At 69.1% G+C, this 26,273-nt stretch carries 22 protein-coding genes; 6 read left to right on the top strand and 16 right to left on the bottom strand.

Going from position 1 to position 26,273, the window contains the following annotated elements:
• The first annotated feature begins 23 nt into the window (after positions 1-23).
• On the top strand, positions 24-1,244 hold the full coding sequence (gene serB / locus Q9G87_RS01685) for a phosphoserine phosphatase SerB (RefSeq protein ID WP_305914350.1): 1,221 nt from the start codon (positions 24-26) through the stop codon (positions 1,242-1,244).
• Here serB and Q9G87_RS01680 read toward each other — a convergent pair.
• The 4 genes from Q9G87_RS01680 to Q9G87_RS01665 all read right to left on the bottom strand — a co-directional run bounded on the left by Q9G87_RS01680 (position 1,241) and on the right by Q9G87_RS01665 (position 5,576).
• The gene (locus tag Q9G87_RS01680; protein ID WP_305914349.1) at positions 1,241-1,708 is read right to left on the bottom strand and encodes a SixA phosphatase family protein; all 468 of its coding nucleotides are present in this window, start codon (positions 1,706-1,708) and stop codon (positions 1,241-1,243) included. The two genes, serB and Q9G87_RS01680, sit on opposite strands and share 4 nt — an antisense overlap.
• A gap of 243 nt (positions 1,709-1,951) precedes the next feature.
• On the bottom strand, positions 1,952-4,270 hold the full coding sequence (locus Q9G87_RS01675) for a sodium-translocating pyrophosphatase (RefSeq protein WP_305914348.1): 2,319 nt from the start codon (positions 4,268-4,270) through the stop codon (positions 1,952-1,954).
• A gap of 528 nt (positions 4,271-4,798) precedes the next feature.
• The gene (locus tag Q9G87_RS01670; protein ID WP_305914347.1) at positions 4,799-5,224 is read right to left on the bottom strand and encodes an ATP-binding protein; all 426 of its coding nucleotides are present in this window, start codon (positions 5,222-5,224) and stop codon (positions 4,799-4,801) included.
• 1 nt (position 5,225) lies between these two features.
• Complete coding sequence (locus Q9G87_RS01665; protein WP_020542579.1) at positions 5,226-5,576, bottom strand: STAS domain-containing protein; 351 nt, start codon at positions 5,574-5,576, stop codon at positions 5,226-5,228.
• Between the two features lie 411 nt (positions 5,577-5,987).
• Here Q9G87_RS01665 and Q9G87_RS01660 point away from each other — a divergent pair, with 411 nt between their 5' ends.
• The gene (locus Q9G87_RS01660; protein WP_305914346.1) at positions 5,988-8,372 is read left to right on the top strand and encodes a DEAD/DEAH box helicase; all 2,385 of its coding nucleotides are present in this window, start codon (positions 5,988-5,990) and stop codon (positions 8,370-8,372) included.
• Between the two features lie 304 nt (positions 8,373-8,676).
• Here the strand turns inward: Q9G87_RS01660 and Q9G87_RS01655 are convergent, their stop codons facing one another.
• The 9 genes from Q9G87_RS01655 to Q9G87_RS01615 all read right to left on the bottom strand — a co-directional run bounded on the left by Q9G87_RS01655 (position 8,677) and on the right by Q9G87_RS01615 (position 18,913).
• Positions 8,677-10,497, bottom strand: coding sequence for a hypothetical protein (locus tag Q9G87_RS01655; RefSeq protein ID WP_305914345.1), 1,821 nt, complete (start codon positions 10,495-10,497; stop codon positions 8,677-8,679).
• Positions 10,498-10,951: 454 nt separating this feature from the next.
• Positions 10,952-11,326, bottom strand: coding sequence for an Rv3654c family TadE-like protein (locus Q9G87_RS01650; RefSeq protein WP_305915114.1), 375 nt, complete (start codon positions 11,324-11,326; stop codon positions 10,952-10,954).
• A 554-nt stretch (positions 11,327-11,880) separates the two neighbouring features.
• Positions 11,881-12,219: a TadE family type IV pilus minor pilin gene (locus Q9G87_RS01645; RefSeq protein WP_305915113.1), complete on the bottom strand. Its 339-nt coding sequence runs from the start codon at positions 12,217-12,219 to the stop codon at positions 11,881-11,883.
• 95 nt (positions 12,220-12,314) lie between these two features.
• Positions 12,315-12,452 carry a DUF4244 domain-containing protein gene (locus Q9G87_RS60505; protein ID WP_127938717.1) on the bottom strand — a complete coding sequence of 46 codons (138 nt, stop codon included), beginning with the start codon at positions 12,450-12,452 and terminating at the stop codon, positions 12,315-12,317.
• 596 nt (positions 12,453-13,048) lie between these two features.
• Positions 13,049-13,891: a type II secretion system F family protein gene (locus tag Q9G87_RS01635; protein WP_305914344.1), complete on the bottom strand. Its 843-nt coding sequence runs from the start codon at positions 13,889-13,891 to the stop codon at positions 13,049-13,051.
• Between the two features lie 130 nt (positions 13,892-14,021).
• Positions 14,022-14,735 carry a type II secretion system F family protein gene (locus Q9G87_RS01630; protein WP_305914343.1) on the bottom strand — a complete coding sequence of 238 codons (714 nt, stop codon included), beginning with the start codon at positions 14,733-14,735 and terminating at the stop codon, positions 14,022-14,024.
• 18 nt (positions 14,736-14,753) lie between these two features.
• Positions 14,754-15,917 carry a TadA family conjugal transfer-associated ATPase gene (locus Q9G87_RS01625; protein ID WP_305914342.1) on the bottom strand — a complete coding sequence of 388 codons (1,164 nt, stop codon included), beginning with the start codon at positions 15,915-15,917 and terminating at the stop codon, positions 14,754-14,756.
• A gap of 160 nt (positions 15,918-16,077) precedes the next feature.
• Positions 16,078-17,121, bottom strand: coding sequence for a septum site-determining protein Ssd (gene ssd, locus Q9G87_RS01620; protein WP_305914341.1), 1,044 nt, complete (start codon positions 17,119-17,121; stop codon positions 16,078-16,080).
• 1,012 nt (positions 17,122-18,133) lie between these two features.
• The gene (locus Q9G87_RS01615; protein ID WP_305914340.1) at positions 18,134-18,913 is read right to left on the bottom strand and encodes a Fic family protein; all 780 of its coding nucleotides are present in this window, start codon (positions 18,911-18,913) and stop codon (positions 18,134-18,136) included.
• A 461-nt stretch (positions 18,914-19,374) separates the two neighbouring features.
• Between Q9G87_RS01615 and acs the strand changes: the two genes are divergently transcribed.
• The 4 genes from acs to Q9G87_RS01595 all read left to right on the top strand — a co-directional run bounded on the left by acs (position 19,375) and on the right by Q9G87_RS01595 (position 23,400).
• Positions 19,375-21,348, top strand: a complete 1,974-nt coding sequence (gene acs / locus Q9G87_RS01610) for an acetate--CoA ligase (protein WP_305914339.1) — start codon at positions 19,375-19,377, stop codon at positions 21,346-21,348.
• Between the two features lie 264 nt (positions 21,349-21,612).
• On the top strand, positions 21,613-22,050 hold the full coding sequence (locus tag Q9G87_RS01605; RefSeq protein WP_305914338.1) for a phage holin family protein: 438 nt from the start codon (positions 21,613-21,615) through the stop codon (positions 22,048-22,050).
• The gene (locus Q9G87_RS01600; RefSeq protein ID WP_305914337.1) at positions 22,040-22,960 is read left to right on the top strand and encodes an alpha/beta fold hydrolase; all 921 of its coding nucleotides are present in this window, start codon (positions 22,040-22,042) and stop codon (positions 22,958-22,960) included. The genes Q9G87_RS01605 and Q9G87_RS01600 overlap by 11 nt, the downstream gene beginning before the upstream one ends.
• A complete protein-coding gene (locus tag Q9G87_RS01595; protein ID WP_305914336.1) occupies positions 22,957-23,400 on the top strand; it encodes a DUF309 domain-containing protein in 444 nt (147 codons plus the stop codon). The genes Q9G87_RS01600 and Q9G87_RS01595 overlap by 4 nt, the downstream gene beginning before the upstream one ends.
• Positions 23,401-23,422: 22 nt before the next feature.
• Here the strand turns inward: Q9G87_RS01595 and Q9G87_RS01590 are convergent, their stop codons facing one another.
• The 3 genes from Q9G87_RS01590 to Q9G87_RS01580 form a co-directional block, all read right to left on the bottom strand.
• Positions 23,423-24,031 carry a TetR/AcrR family transcriptional regulator gene (locus Q9G87_RS01590; RefSeq protein WP_305914335.1) on the bottom strand — a complete coding sequence of 203 codons (609 nt, stop codon included), beginning with the start codon at positions 24,029-24,031 and terminating at the stop codon, positions 23,423-23,425.
• A 4-nt stretch (positions 24,032-24,035) separates the two neighbouring features.
• The gene (locus Q9G87_RS01585) at positions 24,036-24,998 is read right to left on the bottom strand and encodes an aldo/keto reductase (RefSeq protein WP_305914334.1); all 963 of its coding nucleotides are present in this window, start codon (positions 24,996-24,998) and stop codon (positions 24,036-24,038) included.
• Between the two features lie 84 nt (positions 24,999-25,082).
• Positions 25,083-26,273 (bottom strand): MarP family serine protease, encoded by a 1,191-nt coding sequence (locus Q9G87_RS01580; protein WP_305914333.1) that lies wholly within the window; start codon positions 26,271-26,273, stop codon positions 25,083-25,085.

Below are 26,273 nucleotides of genomic sequence, written 5' to 3'. Positions count from 1 at the left end.
CGGGCGCAGTACCGTGGCTGGATGTGGACCAGCGCACCCTCCTGATCACCCTGACCGGCCCCGACCGGCCCGGTGTCACGTCGCGTCTCTTCTCCGTCCTTTCCGGCTTCCCGGTGACGGTCTCCGACATCGAGCAGGTCGTCATCCGGGGCCGGCTCACGCTCGGCGTGCTCGTCGCGTACGCGGGCGGCTCCTCGACCGGCACCGGCACCACGCTCGGCGCCATGTGGACCGCCGTCGAGCGGGTGGCCGAGGACCTCGGCATGGAGGTCGAGCTCTCCACCGGATCCCAGACCCGGGACCAGCGCCGCCGTGGCCGCCTGTCGGTCAGCGTGCTCGGCGCCACACTTCAGCCCGCCGCGATCGCGGGCATCGCCGGGCGCATCGCCGCCGCCGGCGCCAACATCGACCGCATCGAGCGCTTGGCCCAGTGGCCCGTCACCTGCATCGAGCTGTCCGTCTCCGGGGCCAACCCGGACGCGCTGCGGGTCGAGCTGGCCGCCGAGGCCGCCGCCCAGGAAGTCGACGTGGCCGTGCAGCGCACGGGGCTGTCCCGGCGAGCCAAGCGGCTGATCGTCATGGACGTCGACTCGACCCTCATCCAGGGCGAGGTGATCGAGCTGCTGGCCGCTCACGCCGGCTGCCTCGACGAGGTCGCCAAGGTCACCGAGCAGGCCATGCGCGGCGAGCTCGACTTCGCCGAGTCGCTGCGCAAGCGGGTCGCGTTGCTCGAGGGGCTGCCTGCCGAGGTGTTCGAGCAGGTGCGCAAGCAGGTCGTGCTCACGCCCGGCGCCCGTACGCTGGTGCGGACGCTCAAGCGGCTCGACTACCGCTTCGCCATCGTCAGCGGCGGCTTCACCCAGATCACCGACGGGCTGGTCGAGGAGCTGGGCATCGACTACTCCGCCGCGAACGTCCTGGAGGTCGTGGACGGGCGGCTGACCGGCCGGGTCGTCGGTGAGATCGTCGACCGGCCGGGCAAGGCCCGGGCGCTGGAGCGCTTCGCGCGCGAGGCCCACCTGCCGATCTCCCAGACCGTGGCCATCGGCGACGGGGCCAACGACCTGGACATGATCGCGGTGGCCGGGCTGGGGATCGCGTTCAACGCCAAGCCGGTGGTCCGGCAGGCCGCCGACACCGCGGTCAACACGCCCTACCTGGACTCGATCCTCTACCTGCTGGGGATTTCGCGGGACGAGGTGGAGGCGGCCGACGCCGAGGACGGCGTGCTCACGGCCGGCTAGTTTTCCTTCGGATCCCAGAGCGTCATCAGCCGGCCCTCTCCTGGGTAGAGGTCCGCCCACGCCGACTCCACCCGGATCACCGCGAACGCGCCCGGCCGGAACACGTAGTCGCCTCCGGCCAGGCCCAAGGCCAATTCGTGCACGCCGGGGTTGTGGCCGCACAACACCACGGTGCCCAGGTCCGGATCGGACCGGCGGACCAGCTCCAGCAGCTCCTCGGGGTAGGCCTCGTAGATGTCGCGCTCGTAGCTGATCTCCATCTCCGGGAAGGCGATCTCGGCGGTGCGCTTGGTCCTGAGCGCCGGCGAGCAGAGCACCGCGTCCGGTTCCAGCCCGGCGGCCCTGATCTCATCGCCCGCCCGCTTCGCGTCCCGCTCCCCGCGGTCGGTCAGCGGCCGCTCCCGGTCGGCCAGGCCGGGGATGTGGGCGGCTTTCGCATGCCGCAGTACGATCAACGTCCGCACCGGATCACCCTGTCTTCGAAGCCCAGTTGGCCAGCGCGACGAGCGCGGCCAGGATGACGAGCATCGCCAGCAGAATGAGGCCCAGGGTCTTTCCGCCGCTGGGCGGCTTGTCATCTTCCACGTGCCTAGTTTCGCACCGAGGCCCTCCGGTGCCACGCGCGCCTGTCGCAACCGCCCCCACACCCCGGACAGCGGGACGCCCGCCCCCACGCGGGAGCGGGCGTCTCTGGCATGGGAGCCGGGTTATGACGCGACCGGCTCCTGCTCACGATTGTTGTTGTCGCTGGCCGGCTCACTGGTCGCCGACCGCCGCTTGGACACCACGATGGCGCCGACCACCACGGCCACCGCCACCACGGTGATGCCGATCCGCAGGGCCGGGTTGCCGGCGTAGAGCACCACCGCGGGCGCGACCAGCAGCGCCACCAGGTTCATCACCTTGATGAGCGGGTTGATGGCAGGCCCGGCCGTGTCCTTGAACGGGTCCCCGACCGTGTCGCCGATGACCGTGGCGGCGTGCGCCTCCGAGCCCTTGCCGCCGTGGTGCCCGTCCTCGACCAGCTTCTTGGCGTTGTCCCAGGCCCCACCGGAGTTGGCCAGGAACACGGCCATCAGCGTGCCGCAGGCGATCGCCCCCGCCAGGAACGCACCGAGCGGCGCGTACCCGAGGGCGAAACCCACCGCGATCGGGGTCATGACCGCGAGCAACCCAGGCGTGGCCAGCTCGCGCAGCGAGTCGCGGGTGCAGATGTCGACGACGCGCCCGTAGTCCGGCTTCTCCGTGCCGTCCATGATGCCGGGCTTGGTGCGGAACTGCTCCCGGACCTCGAAGACGACCCGCATCGCGGCCCGCCCGACGGCCGAGATCGCCAGGCCGGAGAACAGGAACACGACCGCGGCCCCGATGATGAGGCCGACCAGGACGTTCGGGTTGTCGATGCTCAGGCTGAAGTTCTGGAAGATTCCCAGGGCGTCCTTGATCGACGCGTCAGCCTTGGCGAGCTCGAGCTCCACCGCGGTGCGGAAGGCGCCGAACAGCGCGGTCGCCGCCAGCACGGCCGTGGCGATCGCGATGCCCTTGGTGATCGCCTTCGTGGTGTTGCCGACGGCGTCCAGGCTGGTGAGCACCTGGGCGCCCTCCCCATGGACGTCGCCCGACATCTCGGCGATGCCCTGCGCGTTGTCGGAGACCGGGCCGAAGGTATCCATGGACACGATGACGCCCACCGTCGTCAGCAGGCCCGTGCCGGCCAGGGCCACCGCGAACAGCGCGAGCGTCACGTTGCCGAAGCCCAGCAGGAATGCGCCGTAGACCGCGCCGCCGATGATCAGGGCGGAGTAGACGGCCGACTCCAGGCCGACGCTGATGCCAGCCAGGATGACGGTGGCGGCGCCGGTGCGGGAGCTCTCGCCGATCTCGCGTACGGGGCGCCGGGTGGTCTCGGTGAAGTAGCCGGTCAGCAGCTGGATGGCGCTGGCTAGCACCAGGCCGATGAGGACCGCGCCGATGGCGATGAGCCGCGGGTCGGCGTCGGACTGGACGACCGAGCCGGTCAGGCCGCTGAAGTCGGCGGGCAGGTACAGGAACGCCGCCACGGCGACCAGCACCGCGGAGATCCCGGCCGAGATGAAGAAGCTGCGGTTGATCGCGGCCATGCCGTTGCGGTCGCCGTCGCGCATCCCGGTGACGAAAATGCCGATGATCGCCGTGATGACGCCGATCATCGGGACGATCAGGGGGAAGATCAGCCCCTGCTCGCCGAAGGCCGCGCTGCCCAGGATGAGGCTGGCGACCAGCATGACCGCGTACGACTCGAACAGGTCGGCGGCCATGCCCGCGCAGTCGCCGACGTTATCGCCCACGTTGTCGGCGATGGTGGCGGCGTTGCGCGGGTCGTCTTCGGGGATGCCCTGCTCGACCTTGCCGACCAGGTCGGCGCCGACGTCGGCGGCCTTGGTGAAGATGCCGCCGCCGACTCGCATGAACATCGCCAGCAGCGCCGCCCCGAAGCCGAACCCTTCGAGCACGTGGGGCGCCTCGCCCCGGTAGATGAACACGACCACGGCCGCGCCCAGCAGGCCGAGGCCGACGGTGAACATCCCGGCGACGCCGCCGGTGCGGAACGCGATGCGCATGGCGCGCTTCTCGCCCGAGTCATTGGCCGCGGCGGCGACGCGGACGTTCCCGCGCACGGCCAGCCACATGCCTATGAACCCGGTCAGCGCGGAGAATACCGCCCCGACCACGAAGAAGATCGATCGCCCGATGCGGACGTCCATCTCTCCAGGTAGCAGGAGCAACAGGAAGGGAATCACGACGACGAAGATCGCCAACGTGCGGAATTGACGCGTGAGATAGGCGGCGGCGCCTTCTTGTACGGCACGGGCGATGTTTTGCATGCGCTCGGTGCCCTGGCCGGCGGACAGCACTTCGCGCACCAGGCCGCCGGCGACGGCTAGTGCGATCAGTGCGACCGCGGCGACCACGATCACGATGGTGAGATTGTTTGCGCTCAGGGCCAGATTGGACGCTGGCTCCGATGCCAGCATGTGCCTGCTCATCGTTCTCCTCGGCAAGACCGGTCGTCCTGCCCGGACGGTGCTGCAGTTTTCCTCGGCGGGTGTTGCGGCACCTTCCGGGTTGTGGGTGCCGCTTCCGGTTGAATCCGCGTTCCGCCGGATCACCTTGGCCGGTGCCGGGAGTCTACGCAGGCCGTGAACGGATATGAAGGCTCGGAAGGTCACTAATTATGCAGACGTCCAGCAAGCCCCTGCCCGTGCCCCGGTTTGCACCCTGACAACCGTAATTTCCCTCTGTTTACGGGCATGACAAGGTATCGTTCCGGTCAGCCGAAACCCGGGATGGGCAAGCGCGTGCATGCACGGCGTGACCGTGGACGATCCAGGTCCACGGGCACGCCTGAAAGAGAGAAGGCGCCCGTGGCCCACGCCTCTAGGGAGGCGATGGTGCCCGTAGCGCCGTAACGGCGGCCTGCCACTGAACGAGTCAGCAGCGTCTCCCCGGACAGGCCCCAGCCCCGTGCGGGGGTGGGGCCGGGGTGGGCCACCGTAAAGAAAGAAAGGAAAAGACTATGAGGTAGGGATACCAGCGGCGGGCCAGCTCATGCGGATGTCGGTGCCCTTGGGAGTGGGCAGGACCTCCACGTCGTCGGCCAGCCCCGCGATGACCGCGAGCCCGAAACCCGTCATGAACGAGTCAGAGAGCATGCCGAGGTCAAGCGGCTTCTCCTGCTGGAGCTCATCGCTGGGGGCATGATCGCTCACCGTGACCTCGAAGCGCCCGGCGTCGTCACGCAGCTCGATGCGAATGGGCTCGCCCGGACAGTGAGCGCGATGCGCCTCCACTGCCCGGGAACACGCCTCACCCACAGCGAGCCTGACCTCGTCCAGCAGGGACTCCTCCACACCGGTGCGGCGCGCTATCGCCGTCGCGACCAGCCGGGCGGTCCGCACATGCGCGGGGAGGGCACTGAACGTCAGCTCGACGGTAGCCATGCTACTTGTCTTTGCCGTGAGCTTCCTTGGCTTCGTCGACCGAAGCGTAGATCCCGAAGACCTTGGTCAGACCGGTGATCCGGAAGATCTTGAGGATGCGCTCCTGCGTGCAGACCAGCTCGAGGGAGCCGTCGTGCGCCCGTACACGCTTGAGCCCGCCGACCAGGACGCCCAGGCCCGTGGAGTCGAGGAAGTCGACCTTCTCCATGTTGACGAGAAGGTGGAAGTTACCCTTGTTCACCAGGTCGATCAGAAGCTCACGCAATCTCGGCGCGGTGTAGACATCGATCTCACCCTCGACCTCGACGATGGTGAGTCGGTCCTCGTTGTGGTGATCCAACTTCAGATCCACAGATCCTCCAGCGCCTCGCCTGCGAAAGTACTCTTGCCAGCCTGGCAATCTGGAGTCTCGGCTCCAGACTGCCCGACCTTGACGCGTGGGCATTCAACCACGCGTGTGGCTTGTGTCTATACGAAATCACGATTCCCGGCGACTTTGCCCATCGATGCAAGACTGGAAACAGTGACTTCCTCGGCATCCTCCCCAGAACAAGCAGGTCCACTCCTCCGCCACCTGCTTAGTGTTCCCGCACGTCATGAGCGTGTCACCCATGTGGAGCATGTTCCAGCACGTCAGGCCGGTCAAGGCCGCTGGCCCAAATGGACGCCAGAAGTGCTTGTTACGCGCTTGGCGAACCGCGGGGTGACAGGACTCTGGCCTCACCAATATGAGGCCGCCGACCTGGCATTTCGTGGCCGAAACGTGATCATCTCCACAGGGACGGCGTCGGGGAAGTCGCTGGCGTACCTCACTCCGGCCGTCGCCTCGTGTCTGGACGGCGGCACGGTGCTGTATCTGACGCCGACCAAGGCCCTGGCCGCCGACCAGCTGCGCGGGCTGCGGGAGCTGCGCATCACCCAGGTACGCGCGGCCTGCTTCGACGGGGACACGCCGTTCGAGGAGCGGACGTGGGTCCGCCAGCACGCGAACTACGTCCTGACAAATCCAGACATGCTCCATCGGGGGATTTTGCCGCGACACGCGCAGTGGTCCGCGTTCTTCCGCCGGCTCCGCCTGATCGTCGTGGACGAGTGCCACGGCTACCGCGGCGTCTTCGGCTCCCACGTCGCCCAGATCCTGCGCCGCCTGCGCCGCGTCTGCGCCCGGTACGGCTCGCGACCCACGTTCTTGCTCGCCTCGGCGACGGCCAGCGAGCCGGGGACGTTCGCGATGAGGCTGACGGGGCTTGAGATGGACGAGGTGACTGTGGACGCCTCTCCCAAGGGGTCTACCACCATCGCGCTGTGGGAGCCGCCTCTGACGGAGCTACGGGGCGAGGGAGGGGCTCCTGTGCGGCGCACGGCGACGGCGGAGACGGCGGATCTGCTCGCGGACCTCGTTCTGGCGGACGTCCGCACGCTCGCCTTCGTCCGCTCCCGGCGCGGCGCGGAGACGGTCGCGCTGTCGGCCCGCGCCAAACTCGCCGACGTCGCCTTCTCCATGCCCTTCATCGGTACGGGCATGTCCCCCACACCCCATGGACCCACCGCCGCACCTGCCGCGCAGGCTCCGGGCCCTACACCGTCAACGCCTGGCCCAGGCCCTGCACCTGCGACGCCTGCCCACGACCGTAGCGCCACGCCCCCTGCCCAAGACCGCAGCGCCACGCCAGCCGCCCAAAACCACGGCGCCACGCCCCCCGCCTCCAGCCGCGCGAATCGCCAGACAGCCCCCGAGCGGCCGGCGCACCTCGATCGGCCCCATGGCACCTTGCCCTCAGCGGACACCTGGACGCCGGCGGACCTCCCCGACCTGGCGGACCTCCCGAACAAGATCGCCGCCTATCGAGCCGGCTACCTCGCGGAAGACCGCCGCCTCCTGGAGAAGGCGCTCCGCGAAGGCACCATCATGGGCCTGGCCACCACGAACGCCCTCGAGCTAGGCGTCGACGTCTCCGGCCTGGACGCCGTGCTGATCGCGGGCTGGCCCGGCACCCGGGCCTCCCTGTGGCAGCAGGCAGGCCGCGCGGGCCGCGACGGCCGGGACGCCCTCGCCGTGCTGATCGCCAGAGACGACCCACTGGACACCTACCTCGTCCACCACCCGCAGGCCCTGTTCGGCCAGCCCGTGGAGGCCATCGTCCTGGACCCCGGCAACCCGTACGTCCTGGGCCCTCATCTCTGCGCCGCGGCCGCCGAGATCCCCCTGACCGAGGACGACCTGCCCATCTTCGGCCCCACCACCCCCGATGTCCTGGACGACCTGGTCGGCGAAGGATTGCTGCGGAAGCGCCCGGCGGGCTGGTTCTGGACCAGGCGCGAGCGGGCCACCGACCTCGCCGACATCAGAGGCGGCGGAGGCGCCCCGATCCAGGTCGTCGAGTCGTCCACGGGCCGCCTCCTGGGCAGCGTGGACGAGCCGTCCGCGCACACCACCGTCCACACCGGCGCGGTCTACATCCACCAGGGCGAGACCTTCCTCGTGGAGCTCCTCGACCTGGACGCCGGCGTGGCCCTGGTCTCCAGCGCCAATCCCGACTACTCGACGTTCGCGCGGGACATAACCGACATCTCCATCCTGGCCACCGAGCGTTCCCAGCCACTGGGTCCCGGCACGCTGCACTTCGGCCAGGTGGAGGTGACCAGGCAGGTGGTCTCGTACCTCATGAGGCGTCTCCACTCCGGCGAGATGCTCGGCGACGAGCCGCTCGACCTGCCGCCCCGTACGCTCCGTACCCGCGCGGTCTGGTGGACGCTGCCCGCCTCGGCCGTGGCGCCCCTCGCGGAAGCGGGCATCGACCTCGGAGGCGCAGCCCATGCCGCCGAGCACGCCTCGATCGGCCTGCTGCCGCTGTTCGCCACCTGCGACCGCTGGGACATCGGCGGCGTCTCCACGGAGCTGCACGCCGACACAGGCCTGCTCACGGTGTTCGTGTACGACGGCCACGAAGGCGGCGCCGGTTTCGCCGAACGCGGCTACGCCCGCGCGACGGACTGGCTGACGGCCACCCGCGAAGCCATCGCGTCCTGCGAATGCGAACGCGGCTGCCCATCCTGCATCCAGTCCCCGAAATGCGGCAATGGCAACGAACCCCTGCACAAACGCGGCGCGATCCGTCTCCTGAACACACTCTTGGCCACCGAATGACCAACACCGGAGCACGACCGGCATGACGGAAACCCGCCCGCGATCAGGCCCTTGACCAGGTGAACCGCACGACTTCGTCCGCTACGCGATGGCTCCACGCCGGATCGGGGGTGGCACTGCGTCGGGTCGATGATGGCTCAGCCTCGGCTCGGGGCTGGCACTGCGCCGGACCGGGCTGGCACTGCGCCGGACCGGGCTGGCACTGCGCCGGACCGGGCTGGCACTGCGCCGGACCGGGCTGGCACTTGCGCCAGGCCGATGATGGCCCAGCGTCGGCAGCACTGACGTAGGACCTGGCGGTCCTTCAGGCGCGCCGGCGTGCCGCATAGGCGCGCTTGTCCTCATCCCCTTCATCCCCGGCGTTGTCGTCGTCATCGTCGTCCGCGGCCCAGAAATCCGCGGCCCCAGGCTGTGGCCGCTCCCAGAACCCACTGTCCTCCATGGACCTGGGCGACGGCGGCAGGTAGTCGTCCCAGCGATCCTCGATCCGCACGGCGGGGCGCAGAACGGAAGCCGACGACTCAGGCACATCCGTAACAGCCGAACTGGGCAGGGCGATCCGCACCGGCTCCTGACGAACCACGCGCACTTCGTCGACCACGGGCGCTTCGTCGGCACCACCCGCATCCCCGGCCGTGCCCTCGACCGCCCGCGCCTCGCCACCATCTGACGGCGCCACGGCAGGCACTTCCTTGTGTGCCTGGTCGGGCAGAGCCGCCTCGGGGAGCCGGCCAACCGACGACAGACCGTCACCCACTGAACCCTCGGCCGAGGACGCGTCCTCAGTATGTGGCCGATCGGCCGACGACGCCTTCGAAGCAGGTGAACGATCGGGAACGCGTGTCTTGGCCACGGCAAGGATCACAGCTGGCCTGCGCCGAGGGGGTGTCGAGGTCACCGGGACGCCGCCGTCATCAGCTCGCACCGCCGCCGCCACCTCGCCCCCCTCCGAATCGGCAACCGCCCTCGAAGCCATGACGGCCGGGGCTTGGGGGTGCCGTCCGCCCTCGGCGGCGAGCGCGCGTCTCCGGGCCCAAGCCCCTGCGTGGGCGCCGAGCAGCAGCAGGAGCAGGCCGCCCGCGATGTAGAGCCCATACTGGCCGAAGTTCCCGATCGGGGACTCGTCCGATTGCGCCTTCACATCACCCGCCTGGACAGGCGCGGAGTCCGTGCCATCTTCCTTGGTTCCCGCGGGGTTCAGGCCGCCCGTGTCACCCTGGCTGTCGGCGGTCGGGATCGGGAGGTTGCCGTCCGCGTCGGTATCGGGGATGGCGGGCAACCTGGAGGTCGTCGGCTTGCGGGTGGTCGGCTTGCTCGTGGGCACGGTCTGCTTCTTGGCCGGCAGGGTCGGCAGCGGATCGACCTTCCGGGTGTCCTTCGGCGTCTGCCGGGTCTTGGCCGTTTCCTTCTTCGGCTGGGCGGCGGGCGGGGCGGGGATCGTGACGTAGGCGGCACCCGATTCGTCCGACCCGATCGACCCGCCGTCGCCGTCACCCCGGAACGCCTTGACCGTGAATCCCACCTTCTGCCCCGCCGCATTGGCCGGCACGGCGAGCGCCGCCTCGCAGGTGCCGCCGGCGCACGCGCTGTCCACAGGCACCCGCCCCACGACTCCGGAGTGGGTGTTGGCCACCTCGTACGACTGCAAGTCGGGCTCGGATCCCTTGCTCCAGGTCACCGAGATCTTTTTGGTGCCCTGGAGGCTGGCGTTCACGTTGCCTGGGGTCTGGGCGGGCCGCCGTAGCTTGAACGTGCTGTTCGCGTAGGCGGTCCCGGTGATCTCGCCTTTGAGTGTCACGGTGAACGTGCCATTGGGGGCGTTCCCGGCGTCGAACGTACCGGAAATCGTCTGGTTCGCTCCGCCATCGGCCACCTTCTGCGTGGGTGTCGATGGCCCATCCACGTACAGGCCCATGCGGAGCTGCATCAGCCCCGTACGCGCGGAAACCGTGACTGACGAACTCGAGACGACCTGACCGTCGGAGGGTGAGGTGATCTGCCCGGAGGAGCCGGCCTGCGTCACCCCGGTCACCGTGGCCGCCGTCACAGGCTGGGCAGAACCGCCGAGCACAATGGATGCCACCGCGACGATCCCCGCGGTCACCACTCTGCCAACTACCGTCACGACGCTTCCCTCCATCGAGAGCCTCGCGCCGTCCGGATGGGGGGATTCGGACGACGATCGGAAGTGCAGTCCGCCCGGCGATACGGTCACCGACCGCCCCCGGACCCGCACCTTAGCGACTCCGTCCCGGCTCTCCCAGACCCTTTGTCGTAGACGGCATGGACCGAGGGTAAGCGGAACGTTACGCGAGATATCCAACTCTTGGACACGCTGTCCAAGAAGTCGTGACTTGATTGCGACCTTGTCTCACAAACCCCAAAAGCCCCGTTTGATCCATCCTCCCAAACACACTCACCAGCCCTGCAGGAGGCGCCTGTGATCTCAGAAACCACCCTTCGACAGGCGCTCCCTTTCGGAGGGAGGCCGCGCGGCGTCCGGCCTGTGCTGCAGGGATCCTGCAGCACCGCCCGGAGCAGCCCATCATGGCCCGACCATCGCAGCGCAGCGATGGCTTCTAATGATCGTCGCTGCCGAGTGGCGTCCGCTCTGCCGGGCCCGCCCGCGCTCTGCCGCTCACGGTGCGAGTGCCGACAATGGGCAACGAGATCGGTAACGAGGTCCAGACATCGGCCACCTCATCGTTGATCTCGCATCGGGTCAGCTCGACGCCGTTCTCGGCGGCCAGTGCGGCGGCTCTGGCGCAGGCGCCTTCGGGGTCGAAGAGAGCCAACCTGGCGGCGGCAAGGGCGCTCATGTCGGCGGCGTTGTTGACGCGATGGCGGGCCACCCGCGCGGCGCCCACGGTGGCGAACGCCGTAGCGACGGCCATCAGGAGCCCCATGAGGGCAACGCCCCATATCGTGGCTGACCCTCGTTCCCTGGGATTGATTGCTACCTCCCCTTACGTGCCACCTTGCTGGTGGGTTCGTGGTCGTGGGTTGCAGGTCGCCGGTCGCGGGCCACGGGCCGCGGGTCGCGATGTGCGCCGCGGGTCGCCGGTGTAGGCGCGGGCCGCGCGTGTGGTCTCGGGTCGCGGGTGCCGTGTGGGCCGCGGGTCGACGGCGTGGACACGGCCCGCGCGTGTGGATATGGGGCGGGGGTCGCCGGTGTGGGCTGCGGGTCGCCGGTATGGACTGGCCCGCACGTGTGGTCTCGGGTCGCGGGTGCCCTGTGGGCCGCGGGTCGACGGCGTGGACACGGCCCGCGTGCGGATACGGGTCGCGGTCGTCGGTGTGGGCAACGGGCCGCCGGTATGGACACGGCCCGCACGTGTGGTCTCGGGTCGCGGGTGTGGGCCGCGGGTCGTGGGCCGTGGAGGCTGCCATGGAGCCGTTGCCGGCAAGATGCGGCAAGCTGGCATACATCCGCTCTCACCCTCTCTAGATGGCGAACGGTGGATGGATCCCACGACTCCACGGCCTCTCTTCTACGTCATGGCGGTCGTCATGATTCGGTATCGGCGGTGGCCGAAGCTGATACGCGAACTGCTGGCAGCGAGGAACCCCATGCTGGTCGTACTTGCACTGTGATCTGCACTTTTGTGGTCTCTGTGTCGCGCGTTACGTCTACGTGAGCATCTGGGTGTGTGGCCGAGCGGGCGACGTCGCGGACCTGGTCCAGCGGCTCGCCCCGAGCGGCGGCTCGGGCCGCCGCGCGGGCCGCGTCCACGCATTCCAATTGCGTGCCTACGGCTTGGATGGCCCATAGCGCGGCAGCCAGGACGAGCATGAGCCCCGGCAGCATCGCGGCGGTCTCGGCCGTCACCGAGCCGCGCGATGCCATCCGCTGGCCGTCCATCGGAGCTCGCGCCCCCGCAGTCGTGGTCCGGCCGCGCCTAGTGGTCCACGCGAGAGGCGTAACCTGTGCGGGGCGTAGGGTCACCCGTTCGTGTTGAGCGCTCGGTCGATGAGGGACGACAACATTTCCTGGACCTCCGGACTACTGACCACCTTGAAGAGAAGTGCGGCGAAAGCGCAGGCTGCGATGGTTCCGACGGCGTACTCAGCCGTGGACATGCCTCGTTCCCGGTTGGCGGCCGCGTAGTGAAGCCACCTGTTGGACCGCTGTCGCGAGCTTCGGCGTGCTCTGGGGTCATCGGGAGCGGTGGTCGATGGCTTATGCGGGGAGGTGTGGGGCGCTGATGGGTGCTTGGAGTCCGGCTCGATGCCCCTTGGGAACTCGCGAGCTGTGTGCACGGCCTCTGCGGCCTCGTGAATTGCGCTTCTAGCTGCAATGGAGTGGGTCGGGTTGTGAGTGATCACGGCCATGCCGGCCGTCTTGCCAGACGAGGGCGTATCGGTGGAGTGGGTGAGCGCGGGAACGTTCGTCTTGCTGAGATTCACCTTGCTGGCTGGGCTTTTCGGCGATGTGGCGAGGAGGGCTACTGGGATGGCGCTGATGTTGCCTGGCGTGGTGGCGGGACTATGCATCGTGCCTCCAGGTGCTCGGTGGAGCCGGGCTCTTGTCCGGCGGGAGACCTAGGTTCGCCGAGACGACGTCGGGTTCGATGGGCCGAGTGGCGTTCTGTGGATGGGCGGGGGCGACGGCGCTAGTCCTGTGGATTACGGGGGTCTGTGGATGACCATGATCCGCGTTTCGCGAGGGATGACCGCTACGGGAGGACGATTGTCGAGGCGAGGCCGGCTATTACCGGGATGATGCCCAGGAGGACGAACGCCGGTAGGAAGCACAAGCCCAAGGGTGCGACCGCCTTTACGCCGACGCGCCTGGCCGAGGCGACAGACGCGGCTCGGGCGGCTTCTCGGGCGTCGTCGGCCAGGCGGGTCAGGACGTCTGCTACCGGGGCGCCGCTCTGAGCAGCTCGAGTCATGGCCCGGGAGAGCCGGCCCAATGCGGGGTCATTGGCGAGGAGGGCCCAGGTGGGCTCGGGATCGGCACCTAGGCGTAGCTGACCGCTTACCCAGGTCAACTGCTCGCCTAGGGGGCCGCCGATCGCATTGGCGGCGATCTCGGTGGCGGCGCTCACCGGGCGTCCAGCGAGCAGACAGGCGGTCATCAGATCGGCGGCGAAAGGTAGGTCATTGATGATTCGTTCGTGCTCGTGTTGGTTCTGTGCCGGTTTCTTCTTGTGGAGATACATCCCGGCGGCGGGAGTGATCAGAAGGCCGGCCAGGATTCCGAGCGTGCCGCCGATGAGGGCTGCGGTCGCCACTCCAGCGCACGTGGCGGTGATGATCGTCTTGCGGGTGATCGGTCGTGTCTTGTCATGAGGTGGATCGAGCCAGGTCGGGTGGGGTCGTTCGATGTTCGGACTTGGTGATGTTGGGATGTTCGGGTTTTGGTACGGCGAGAGGGCTTGTGAGGGAGAGATGGGAGGGCTATCCGGGCCCTTCTGCGGGGGACGGAGTCGGGCCAGGCGTTCCTGCGGTGTCCTTGGGGAGAGCCACAGCCACGTAGCCATGCCGGCGCACAGGGCAGACAGGAATTCGAGCATTGGCGGGACTCCGATCAAGTTCGTCGGGAAAGGAATGTCCGTCGCACTGGCGCTGGGGAACGCTTTGGCCGAGCGCATCTTCTAGCTGGGCTCGATCGGGAAGTGGCTGGGTGGTTCGGGGGTTGGCTGGTCAGCCTTGTGCTTGGGCGGCCATTCGGTTTGTCCACCACAGGCCGAAGGCGTCGAGGGTGATTCCGATCAGCAGGCATGCGAAGCCGGGGAGGCTGCCGAGGAGGAAGGTCAGGGGGTGCATGTTCAGGGCCGCGGCCATGAGGAGGCCGAGGGCCGGAAGCGCGGCAAGCATTCTGGCCGTGGTGCGTGGTCCTGCCAGTTGTGCTGCGACGTCCTGGCGGTGAACCTGCGCTGTGCGTAATGTGCTGGCGACGCGTTCGACCAAGGCTGCCAGGCCTGCGCCTACCGTGACGCTCACGTTCCAGCATGCTGCGAGTTGGCGTAGGCCCTCGCCTCCCTGTGGCGGGGCCGCGGCGGTCAGGGCAGCGGAGACGTCGCCGCCGTCTCTCGCCGCCGCGACGATCGGGCGCATGGCCTTGGGGTCGGGGAAGTCCACTGCCGTTATGGCCCTGGTCAGCGCCTCTCCTGGGGTGCGGCCTGCGGACAGTTCCGCAGAGAGTGCCTGGCACAGTTCGATGGACGCCAGTCGCCAGGCTTGAGCTCGGCGCGCGGGGCTTTGACGGGTGAATAGCCTTCGCAGGGACTGCCACTGGGGCTTCTGGTGGCTTGCGGTCAGTCTGGCTAGGCGGGTTGTGGCGGTGGTCGGGCCTGTCCACAGCCACACTGCGCAGGCTGTGGACAACGCGGTGGCTACCAGGGCGGTGTTTGTCATCGCCTGCTTGCCTTCCTCTCATCGGGAGTGGGTGTCCCGCTGTACGGCCTGGACGAGGGCGTCGTGGCCTGGGCCGATTCGGGAGTTGCCCTTCGTGTCGAAGGTCAGGGCGGGGAGTGACGCGACGAAGCCTGTTGACGTTATGGAGAGCAGGCAGATTTCGGCGATGCGTCTTCGCCCGTCGGGGCGGTCACGGGTCAGGTGGATGACGGCGTCGAGGGCCGCGGACAGTTGGCTGTGTACGGCCTCCCTGCTCAAGCCGGCAGCACAGCCCAGTGCCTCCAGGCGGGGCGGCACGTCCGCCGCCGTGTTCGCGTGCAGGGTGCCGCAACCTCCTTCGTGGCCGGTATTGAGAGCGGCCAGCAGGTCCACCACCTCGGCACCCCGCACCTCACCGACCACCAAACGGTCCGGGCGCATCCGCAATGCCTGCCGTACCAGGTCACGCAGACCCACTCCGCCCGCGCCCTCCAGGTTCGCCGGGCGGGTCTCCAGGCGTACGACGTGCGGGTGAAGGGGGCGGAGCTCGGCCGAGTCCTCGACCAGGAGGAGCCGTTCGCCCGGGTCGGCCAGCGAGAGCATGGCCGACAGCAGCGTTGTCTTTCCTGTCCCAGTGCCGCCGGTTACGAGGAAGGCCAGTCGAGCGGCCACCATCGCGGTCAGCACAGGGATGGCGGATGGAGCGATCATGCCTGCTGACACCAGGTCCGGCAGTGTGAACGTGCGGCGCGGCGGCAGGCGCAGCGACACGCAGGTGCCGTCGGGGGCGACGGGCGGGAGCACGGCGTGGAGACGTACGCCTCCGGCGAGCCTGGCGTCCACGTACGGGGAGGCGTCGTCCAGTCGTCTGCCTGCCGCGGCCGCAAGGCGCTGAGCCAGCCTGCGCACTGCCGGGTCGTCGGTGAAGGTCACCGAGGTGCGGTGCAGGCCGCTGCCGTCATCGATCCACACCTCCCGAGGGCCGTTGACCAGAACGTCTGTTACGTCGGGACGGGCCAGGAGCGGTTCCAGGGGGCCCGCGCCTATGAGGTCCGCGCAGAGGGCTCGGGCCACGGCGAGAATCTCCGCGTCGCCGTAAACGGCCTTCTCGGCTCTGAGTGCGACGGCGACCTGCGCGGCGCTGGGTTCGGCGCCGGTGCGGGCCAGGCGTACTCGGACGGCCTCCACCAGTTCCGGGGACACGGCGGATGCCGGTTTGGGAGGGGATGGGGTGGTCGGTTGCGGGGCCGCCGAAGGGGTGGTCTTGGGCTTCAGAGTGCTCGCCTGCTTTCGGTGATTGCAAGGTGCAGGGCATATCGGGGCCGGGCATGGGGCCCGTCCCAGTGACCGGACGCAGGGCTCGTCACGGTGGCAGGACGTCGCGTAGCAGGGAGGCGCAGAGGCCGCCTAGTACGGTGCGCGGGCCTAGTTTGGGTAGCTCGCCGCGGTTGAGGGTGGCGGTGAGTCTTGGCTGGTCGGGGAGGGTGCCGGCGCAGGGGATGCCGAGCGCGGCCACTGCCATGTCGTCGTCCACGATGCCGGGGCGGAGGATCGCTCGCAGGTCGGAGGTGTGCTTGCGGGCCTCGCACAGGACCTGGACCGCGGACAGGATTCCGCGTACGTCGGCCGCCGCCACGACGAGGGTGGCGTTCGCTCTGGTGAGGGCCTCGGTGGCGGCCGGGTCGAGGTGGCGTGGGAGGTCTACGATCACCAAGTCGAAGCCTCTCTGGCCGGCTTCGAGGACAGAGCGCATGGCCTGGGCCGGGATTTCGGCCACCTCACCCCGGTGGAAGGCCAGGACAGCCAGGTCGCCGAACGACGGCAACGCCGCCTGCAGGGCTGCGCAGTTGATCCGGCCCTCCCTGGCGACGAGGTCTCCCCAGCGGGCGCCTGACGCCTCCTCGTGGCCAAGCAGCGCGTCTATGCCGCCGCCCAGAGGGTCGGCGTCCACGAGGAGCGTGCGGAGGCGGCCGCTGCCGGAAGCGTGAAGGGCCAGGCAGGCTGATAGGACGCTCGCGCCTACTCCGCCGCGGCCGCCGGTCACGCAGATCACCGCTCCGGAGCGCGGGTCTGGCTCGATGGCGTCTGCCAGCCGCTCCACCAGGTGGCGTTCGTCAGCGGGGAGGCTCACGACGGCTTGGGCTCCTACGGCGACGCATTTCCGCCAGGTGTCCGGGTTCTCGAGGTCACGGGTGACGAGGAGGACTTGATCGCGGGCGGGAGGTGATGACGCAGCCACTGCCTCTGCCTGGTCGGCGCCCACTGCTATGAGCGGGGCGAGATTCCAGTATGGGCGGGCGTGGGCTGGGACGTGGGCCACGTCGAGTTGTGCGCCGGCTGCGGCTGCGATCCGGACCAGGTCGTCCAGCAGGGCGTGGTCGTCGGTGATGACCAAGGGTCGGTGCATGTCGGCCTCCCGTTTGATGGGAGGGACATCTTGTTGCAGGTGGTCGTGGTGGTGAGAGGCCGAACGGGGTTCTGGGGATAGAGCGGGGTCGGTGGTGGTGTTCCTGTGGATAACTGCTGGAGACTATTGGTGACCCTGCTGCCGCTGGGAGGACCGTGAGGACCGAGCACGCCTCCGCGTGAAACGCCATTGGAGGTGGAAGAACTCGGTGGTGCCGTCGGAGCTGCGGGAAGTGCCGTGAGGGCCGCGGAAAGCCAGGGTGGCGGCAGATGCCATGGAGCGTGGGCAGAGCCAGGACGTCGCATCCGCATGGCTTGGAGGGCCGGGCGCCCGCGGGCCGCGGGCAGGGCCGAGGCGGCGCGTCCGGATCTGAGAAGAGCCGGGGCGGCGGGTCCGGGCGGCCGTAAGGGGGCACAGGCCGGAAAAGGGGCGACCCCCGCCGGGGGGGAGAGCGGGGGTCGCCTGACCGGTCCGGCTCCGGGGGGGTAGAGCCGGTCCCGTTTCAGAAGAAAGCTTTCATCACTTCACCAGAGCCTGGCAAGGGACTGGCAAACCTATCCCGTGCAAGGTCGCTCCAGTTTCGAGGCGATACCCCCGTATGCTGCCCGATCGGATCGAGTTTCGTCGAGGAGCAATCTCGCATTTTCGCCAAGTTTTTTCGCCGCCCGATAACGATCACATAAAGGCGATCACGGAGAGTGATCATCACGGCTTGGTAACCAGGTTGGCTCGCCCGAGAGCCCCCGCGCCCACCTGGGCTCCGCTCCACGACCGGGTAAAGGTCTTGGTCCAAGGGGTTCCCATCAGGGCGAATCCGTCGTAGAAAGGTTTTACGGACCACTTGTCCGGGTGCATCCACCGGGCACCCACGCGCGACCAGCCGCGGGAGGCGCGTCGTGACGGGCTTGACCCGCTCCGACGAATACAGGTGCACGCTTGGTAACCCGGCGTGATGCACCGGCAGACGGCGTCTCTTGACTGAGACGCCGTCAGCTATGTCATCCGCTCCGGCTCAGCCCCTTTGCATGGCTTCGCAGATGGCGGTCGTCTCGCGCACCCCGAGGCTTACCGCGGAGGCACACTGCTGTACCCACTGGCCGACGCCCTCCGGCGTGCCGCTCAGGTACGCTCGCAGCCCGGCCGCGTACGGCAGCTCCAGATGCCCCACCTCCACGGCCACCAGGGACTTCGGGTCCAGCCCGTACTCGACCAGGGTCAGCCGCTCGGCCGAACGCGCGATCACCCCGTCAGCCGAGCCGAACGGCCGCATCACGGCCAGCTCGGCGTGCACCACGGCGGCCAGCACGATCGCGGGCGCCTTCGTAGGATGTTCCAGCAGGTCCATCAGGCCGTCCATGCGGGCCGCGGTCTCCTTGGCGTCCGGCGCCGGGCCCAGCTCCAGCGGGTCAGGGGCCTCGTCTTCCGTACGGGGACGGCCCAGCGCGGCCTGCGGCACGAGGCCGGCCGCCGCGACCGTGTGCAGGCGGGCCAGCACTTGGCGCGGCGCCTTGCGCCAGGTCGGGCCCAGGCGGCCCATCTCGGCCGACGCCCGTAGCGCCCCCTGGACGAGCGGGTCGTGGATCTCGTCCCTGCGAAGGGCGTCGAGGGGCACGTCGACGCCTTCGACGGCAGCCGACGCACGCGCTCCGCGCAAGGACGACTCCGCGGACACGGCGGGGCTCGCCCGGCGCAGCACGCGGTGGCGGTAGAGCCTGTCGACGGCCTCGCGAGCCTCGTCCACCGCCTCAGGCACGCCGGGGAACCGCGCGATGACGGCCAATGGGTCACTCACGGAAACCGACCTTACCCGTGAGTACGGTCTGCTCCTCCAAGGCCCGCTCAAAGCCGCTCGAGGCCGGGCCGCAACCCCCGGGCGCGCCACCGCCGTACCGCACAAGCCCCACCGCACACGAACAAGTCGCATCACACAAGCCCCACCGCACAAGTCGCATCGTCACAAGCCGTACCGCACAACTGGTAGGGACCGGGCTGAAAGTCATGGGAAAGGACGACCGGACCGGCCGACGCAAACAACAGCCGCCCCAAGGGACCTATAAACCCGAGCAACCCCGCCCGATATTCTCCTGATTTCAAGATGACAACATTTCAATAGCATTTGTTATGCGACCTGATAAGCGCCGCCCCCATCCCCGGACCCACGGTACAGACCTGTCTAGACCTCTTGTGTATGGACACTGTGACCTGGTGAAGTGGGACACGACCTATCCAACCTGGCCATAGAAGGAGCACGAGGTGGCCCCGGAGACCCCTGGCACCGAACCCCAGGCGCTGTCCAACCTGCTGCAGGAGAACCGCCGGTTCGCACCTCCGGCTGACCTGGCGGCGGCCGCGAACGTGACCGCAACCGCTTACGACGAGGCCTCCGCGGACCGTCTCGCCTTCTGGGAGCGTGCGGCCGAGCGGCTGACCTGGGCCAAACGGTGGGACAGGACCCTTGAATGGAACCCCCCCTTCGCCAAGTGGTTCATCGGCGGCGAGCTCAACGTCGCCTACAACTGCGTCGACCGCCACGTCGAGGAGGGCCGCGGCGACAAGGTCGCCTATTTCTGGGAGGGCGAGCCTGACGGCGACACCCGCACCCTCACCTACAACGACCTGAAGACCGAGGTCAGCAAGGCCGCCAACGCCCTTCAAGAGCTGGGCGTCGGCAAGGGCGACCGCGTCGCGATCTACATGCCGATGATCCCCGAGCTGCCGATCGCGATGCTGGCCTGCGCCCGCATCGGCGCGGTCCACTCGGTGGTCTTCGGCGGGTTCTCGGCGAGCGCGCTGAAGAGCCGCATCGACGACGCCGACGCCAAACTGGTGATCACGGCCGACGGCGGCTACCGCAGGGGCAATCCGAGCGCGCTCAAGCCGACGGTGGACGAGGCCGTCGCAGAGTGCCCACAGGTGGAGCACGTCCTCGTCGTACGACGCACCGGCCAGAACGTCCCCACGAACGGCAAGGACGTCTGGTGGCACGACCTGGTGGAGCGCCAGAGTGACCAGCACACCCCCGAGCCCCACGACGCCGAGGACCCGCTGTACATCCTCTACACCAGCGGCACCACCGGTAAGCCCAAGGGCATCCTGCACACGACCGGCGGCTACCTGACGCAGACCGCCTGGACGCACCACGCGGTATTCGACCTCAAGCCGGAAACCGACATCTACTGGTGCACGGCCGACATCGGCTGGGTGACCGGCCATTCCTACATCGTGTACGGCCCCCTCGCCAACGGCGCCACCAGCGTCATCTACGAGGGCACCCCGGACACGCCGCACCGCGGCCGGTTCTGGGAGATCGTCCAGAAGTACAAGATCACGATCCTGTACACCGCGCCCACGGCGATCCGGACGTTCATGAAGTGGGGTGACGACATCCCCGCCAAGTACGACATGTCCAGCCTGCGCATCCTGGGCTCCGTCGGCGAGCCGATCAACCCCGAGGCGTACGTCTGGTACCGCGAGCACATCGGCGGCAGCCGCTGCCCGGTCGTGGACACCTGGTGGCAGACGGAGACCGGCGCCATCATGATCAGCCCGCTGCCCGGCGTGACCGCCGGCAAGCCGGGCGCCGCGATGCGCCCGCTCCCCGGCATCACCGCGGACGTCGTCGACGACCAGGGCAACAGCGTTCCCGACGGTGGGGGCGGCTTCCTCGTGGTCAGGGAGCCGTGGCCGTCGATGCTCCGCACGATCTGGGGCGACGACCAGCGTTACATCGAGACCTACTGGAGCAGGTTCGAGGGGATGTACTTCCCCGGCGACGGCGCCAAGAAGGACGAGGACGGCGACCTGTGGCTGCTCGGCCGCGTGGACGACGTCATGCTGGTCTCCGGCCACAACATCTCCACCACCGAGGTGGAGAGCGCGCTGGTCAGCCACCCGAAGGTGGCCGAGGCGGCCGTGGTGGGCGCGACCGACCCGGTGACCGGGCAGGCCATCGTGTCGTTCGTGATCCTGCGCGGCAGCGCGGAGGAGAGCGACGACATCGCCGCCGACCTGCGCAACCACGTGGCCAAGACGCTCGGCCCGATCGCCAAGCCGCGCCAGATCCTGGTGGTGCCCGAGCTGCCCAAGACCCGCTCCGGCAAGATCATGCGCCGCCTCCTGCGTGACGTGGCGGAGAACCGCAGCGTCGGTGACGTCACCACCCTGGCCGACAGCACGGTGATGAACCTGATCTCGGAGAAGCTCCCTTCGGCGAAGTCCGAAGACTGACACCACCTCCACGAGAAGGCGAATGTCGCGAAAAATCGGTACATGCGCCTTCTCGTGGGGCGTCCCCTTCCGCCCGCTGAACGGCGGGGGCGGAACCGATCGCATTCTGCCTGGGCGTTATCTTCTCCGATCGGGTAGATCTGGGAGTCGAAGGGGCTCCACTGCCGGGACATCGCGGCGATAAGCAGCACGTTCGGCTACGCGAGCGTCGCAATGCGCTGGATGATGATTGACACGGCCACCAGGCCTCGATAGGAGACGTTCATGCCGCAGACTCCCGAGGAAGAATCCCTGGGCTCCCTGGTCGCCCAGGCGAGCAGTCACATCTCGGACCTGGTCCGCTCGGAGATCGAGCTGGCCAAGGCCGAGTTCAGGTTCGACGCCAAGCGGGTCGGCACGGCCGGGGGCCTGTTCGCCGCGGCCGCGTTCATGGCGCATCTGTGCCTGATCCTGGCCTCGTTCGCCATCGCCTACGCGCTGGCCCAGTGGATGCCCAACTGGCTCGCCTTCCTCATCGTGACCGTGTTCTACCTGGTGGTCGCGGGTCTGCTGGTGTTCATCGGCGTGCGGCGACTCAAGGGCCTGGCCGGGATGAAGCGCACCGCCAGGTCGATCAAGGGGCTGAAGGAGATCGCGAGTCCCGACGAGCATCTGCCCGCCCCACGTTCAGATCGCGAGCCGGTGACCCGCGATGGCGCCTGACGAGTCGGTCGTCCAGATCGAGGGGCCGTGGACGCACCGCGCGGTGCACGCCGGCGGCACCCGTTTCCACGTCGTCGAGGCCGGAGAGGGACCGCTGGTGCTGCTGCTGCACGGGTTCCCGCAGTTCTGGTGGACCTGGCGCCACCAGCTGGCCTCGCTGGCGCGGGCCGGATACCGGGCGGTCGCGGCCGACCTGCGCGGTTACGGCGGCAGCGACAAGCCGCCGCGCGGCTACGACCTGCCCACGCTGGCCGCCGACGCGGCCGGCCTGATCCGCGCGCTGGGCGAGACCGGGGCGATCGTGGTCGGGCACGACTGGGGCGGGCTGCTGGCCTGGACGATGGCCGTACGCGAGCCCAAGAGCGTGCGGCGGCTGGTCATCGTGTCCGCGCCGCATCCGCTGCGGCTACGCAGCGCGCTGCTCACCGACCCGTTCGGCCAGCTCAAGGCCAGCGCCCAGGCGCTGGCCTTCCAACTGCCGCTGCTGCCCGAGCACCGGCTCAGGCGCCGCGAAGGGGCGCTGGTCGGCCGGTTCCTCGACGAGTGGTCGCGGCCCGGCTGGCCGGAGCCCGAGGACGCGCGCACTTACCGCGAGGCGTTCAGGATCCCGGCCGTGGCGCACTGCGCGCTGGAATACCACCGCTGGTTCGGCCGCTCCCAGCTGCGTCCTGACGGCCGCCGCTACGCCCGCGTCATGCGCACGGAGGTCGAGGCCCCTACGTTGCACCTGCACGGCGCGCTCGACCCGCGGGTCCTGCCGCGTACGGCCCAGGGCTCGAGCCGCTACGTGGCGGCCCCGTACCGGTGGCGGCTGCTCGAAGGAGCGGGCCACTTCCCCCATGAGGAGATCCCTGACGTGTTCGACACCGAGCTGCTCGGCTGGCTGGCCGACCCGGAGCCCGACCGATGAGAGACCGCGACCCCGAGGGCCGGCCGCGCCAGGGCAGGCCGCGCGACGCGTTCGGCAGGCCGCTCCCCTACGGCTCGCCCGGCGTGCCCAGGGTTCCCGACGACTACGCGCCCACGACCGAGCAGGCCCTGGCCGACGGCCGCAGGTTCCTGAGCGAGGGAATGCCGTTCAACGCGCACGAGGTGTTCGAGGGCCGCTGGAAGTGCGCCCCGGACGACGAGCGCGATCTGTGGCAGGGCCTGGCGCAGATCTGCGTCGGGCTGACGCACCTGCAGCGCGGGAACGGGCCCGGCGCGGTGACGCTCTTCAGCCGGGGCGCGGCCAAGGCGCAGGCGTACGGGGGCGCGTACGACGCGGTCGGCAAGGCCGCCTCCCACCTGAGCCATGACAGCGACCCGGCCGAGGCGATCGCCTTGATCCTGGAGAAACTCCCCAGCTAGCCCGCCTCACGGAGTGAGGCCATCAACACAGCGCTGAGCGCCCCTCGATGAGCGCGACGGTGGCGGCGGCCGCGCGTCGCACCGCCGTGTCCACGGCCTCGTCGCCCTGGCCGAACATCCCCAGGTGCAGCAGCCCCGCGTGCCCGTGCGCGGTGGCCGCCACGGCCACTCCGAGCGCCTCGGCCGCCGCCGGGTCCCCGTCCGCCAGCGTCATCGCCGCCGTGTGGAAGGCCTCCTTGACCGGCTGGGAAGCCCGCTCCAGCTCCGGCTCGCCGATCGGGGAGAGCGCTGTGCCGAACAGCGACTCGAACAACGCGCGGTGTTTGGCGGCGAACCTGACATAGCCCCTGGCCACCGCAACGAGCCGGTCCTCGGGCGCGCTGCCGCGCTCTTCGGCGCGGACGGCCGCGACCAGCAGCTCACCCGCCCGCACCCCGACCGCGAGCAGCAATTCATCCCGGTCGGCGAAGTGGCGGTAGGGGGCGCTGACCGCGACGCCGAGCCGCCTGCTGGCCTCGGCGAGGGAGAATCCTTGGACCCCGTGCTCGGCGATCAGCTCCGTCGCGGTGTCGATCAGCGCGGCCCGCAGGTCGCCGTGGTGGTAGCGGTCGCGCTTGGTCGTTCGGGGCACAGGTTCAGGTTAGCGACAGCTCATCCAGCCGGCGGACTTCCGTCTCGCTGAGCGTGAACGCTATCGCGCCCGCCGCCTCGCTCGCCTGCCGCGGTTTGGAGGCGCCGGGTATGGCCACCACCGCGTCGCCGTACCGGGTGATCACCCAGTTCAGCGCCACCTGCGCGATGGACACGCCGTAGGACGTCCCGATCTCGCGCATGGCGTCGATGAGCGGCCGCGTCCGCGCGATCCCCTTGGCGCTCAGCTCGCGGCGCCCGAAGAACCGGCGCATCACCGGCGCCGACCTGGCCAGCGCCGGATGCTCGTGGTAGCGGCCGGTGAGGATCCCGCCCTCCAGCGGCGAGTACGCGATCAGCGTGACACCCAGCCTGCGGGCGGTGTCCAGGACGCCGTCACGCTCGATGTTCCTGTGCAGCAGGTTGATCCTGACCTGGTTCGCGGCCAGCGTGACGCCTTCGCCGGCCAGCACCTGGTGGGCGAGCGCGAGTTGGCGCGCGGAGAAGTTGCTCACCCCGACCGAGCGGATCTTCCCCGCCTTGAGCAGCTTGGCCATGGCCTTGAGCTGGGCGGGGATGCTCGAGAGGCTGCCTGTCGGCATGTGGATCTGGTGCAGGTCGATCGGGAACCCGCCGAGATGCGTCAGCCGGTCGCCGATGGTGCGGAGGATGCTGGTCGCGGTGCGCCCGAGCGGCGCCCATTTGGTCGCGACGGCGACCTCGCCTGGAGCGATGCCGCACTCCTTGAGCGCGGCGGCCAGCATCTCCTCGGAGTGACCCGCGCCGTACATCTCCGCCGTGTCGAACCAGTTAACGCCGCCGTCGAGTGCGGCCCGCACCACCGACGTGGCGGTCGTCTGGTCGATCGGCCTGACGATCCAGCGGGTGACGTTCCGCGTGCCGGCGAACTGCATGCAGCCCAGGCCGATAGGGGTGATCTCGATGTCCGTCCTGCCGAGTCTGCGCATCTGTATGTGATTAGCTTTCACATTGTGAGAAGCTATCACATCAGAAGATGCGAAGACAGACCCTCAAGCGCGGGGTTCCGGCGGCTAGTCGCACTCCTGCGTGCTGGCCGGCGTGGTGTCGTTGCGACCGGCGGAGGCGTCGGGGGCGACCTCCTCGGCCGTCAGCACGTAGCCGGTCTCCTCCTCGTTGACCGCCGCGGCGAAGATCACGCCGTAGACGCGGCCGTCCGGCGTGAGCAGGGGGCCGCCCGAGTTGCCGGGCAGCACCTCACCGCGGACCACGTAGACCTTGCGGGTGACGGTGTTCTCCCGGTAGATGTCGGGGCCCTCGGCGTCGAGCCGGCCGCCGATCCTGGCCGCCACGGCCGTGAAGCCCTTGCCCTTCGGGAACCCGGCGATGATCGCGCCGTCGCCCCGGCCGCCCTCGCCGTCGAAGGCGAGCTGCGGCAGGTCGAGCCCGGGGACGTGGAGCACGGCGATGTCGCGGCGCGGGTTGTAGCGCACGACCGTGGCCGCGTGCCTGACGTTGTTGTGGTCGATGACCTGCAGGTCCCTGGTCACGCCCGCGACCACGTGCGCGTTGGTCATGATCCGGCCGGGGGCGTAGATGAAGCCGGTGCCCTCGATGTGCTTGTTGCAGCTCTCCGCGTTGCCCTGCACCTTGACGATCGCGCGCCGGGCCCGGTTGAGCCGGTCGCCCTGGAACACGCTCTGGTCGGGCGGCGGCACGTCGATGAGCTGGCCGGCGCCGATGGCGTCGAAGACGGGCGGGAACTCCGAGCGGTCGATGAACTTCTTGAACGGCTGCTGCCAGTTGCGTGCCGCCTGCGGGATCGCGTCGTCGACCGTGGTGAGCAGCGCGGAGTTCTTGACCTGGTCGACGAGCGGGGTGAAGGCCGTGGAGATGATCAGCGAGCCGATCAGCCAGGCGAAGACCAGCACGGACAGCGCGCTGGCGAAGGTGCCGCCGACCGCGTCGGCCATCTTCGCGGGCTCCCACGTGACGTGGCTGCGCACGACGGCGCCGATGGTCGAGGAGGCGAACTGGCCGATGGTGGCGGACAGGAACACGATCACGATGGCCAGCAACGCCTGCGGCGTGTCGCCGTCCACGACGGCCTTGGCGATGGGCGGCGCGATGAACACACCCAGCACGGCTCCGCCTGCGAACCCCACGAAGCTCATGACCCCGATGATGAAGCCCTGGCGGTATCCCGAGATGCCGAAGGCGACCATGAGGCCGATCAAGATGAGGTCAAGCAGATCACCGCGCAC

It is taken from the genome of Nonomuraea turcica (assembly GCF_030718205.1).
In the GTDB taxonomy this organism is placed as follows: Bacteria; Actinomycetota; Actinomycetes; order Streptosporangiales; family Streptosporangiaceae; genus Nonomuraea.
Note: the sequence above shows the minus strand (reverse complement) of the source record. Positions and strands in the feature narration are given on the sequence as shown.

What these genes read in the sequence shown, in the direction of transcription:
- Q9G87_RS01605 (WP_305914338.1), top strand. Translation starts at nt 21,613, where the DNA reads ATGCCGCAGACTCCCGAGGAAGAATCCCTGGGCTCCCTGGTCGCCCAG.
- ssd (WP_305914341.1), bottom strand. Translation starts at nt 17,121, where the DNA reads ATGCACCGACCCTTGGTCATCACCGACGACCACGCCCTGCTGGACGAC.
- Q9G87_RS01675 (WP_305914348.1), bottom strand. Translation starts at nt 4,270, where the DNA reads ATGAGCAGGCACATGCTGGCATCGGAGCCAGCGTCCAATCTGGCCCTG.
- Q9G87_RS01600 (WP_305914337.1), top strand. Translation starts at nt 22,040, where the DNA reads ATGGCGCCTGACGAGTCGGTCGTCCAGATCGAGGGGCCGTGGACGCAC.
- Q9G87_RS01630 (WP_305914343.1), bottom strand. Translation starts at nt 14,735, where the DNA reads ATGACAAACACCGCCCTGGTAGCCACCGCGTTGTCCACAGCCTGCGCA.
- Q9G87_RS01670 (WP_305914347.1), bottom strand. Translation starts at nt 5,224, where the DNA reads ATGGCTACCGTCGAGCTGACGTTCAGTGCCCTCCCCGCGCATGTGCGG.
- Q9G87_RS01595 (WP_305914336.1), top strand. Translation starts at nt 22,957, where the DNA reads ATGAGAGACCGCGACCCCGAGGGCCGGCCGCGCCAGGGCAGGCCGCGC.
- Q9G87_RS01645 (WP_305915113.1), bottom strand. Translation starts at nt 12,219, where the DNA reads ATGGCATCGCGCGGCTCGGTGACGGCCGAGACCGCCGCGATGCTGCCG.
- Q9G87_RS60505 (WP_127938717.1), bottom strand. Translation starts at nt 12,452, where the DNA reads ATGTCCACGGCTGAGTACGCCGTCGGAACCATCGCAGCCTGCGCTTTC.
- Q9G87_RS01635 (WP_305914344.1), bottom strand. Translation starts at nt 13,891, where the DNA reads ATGCTCGAATTCCTGTCTGCCCTGTGCGCCGGCATGGCTACGTGGCTG.
- Q9G87_RS01585 (WP_305914334.1), bottom strand. Translation starts at nt 24,998, where the DNA reads ATGCGCAGACTCGGCAGGACGGACATCGAGATCACCCCTATCGGCCTG.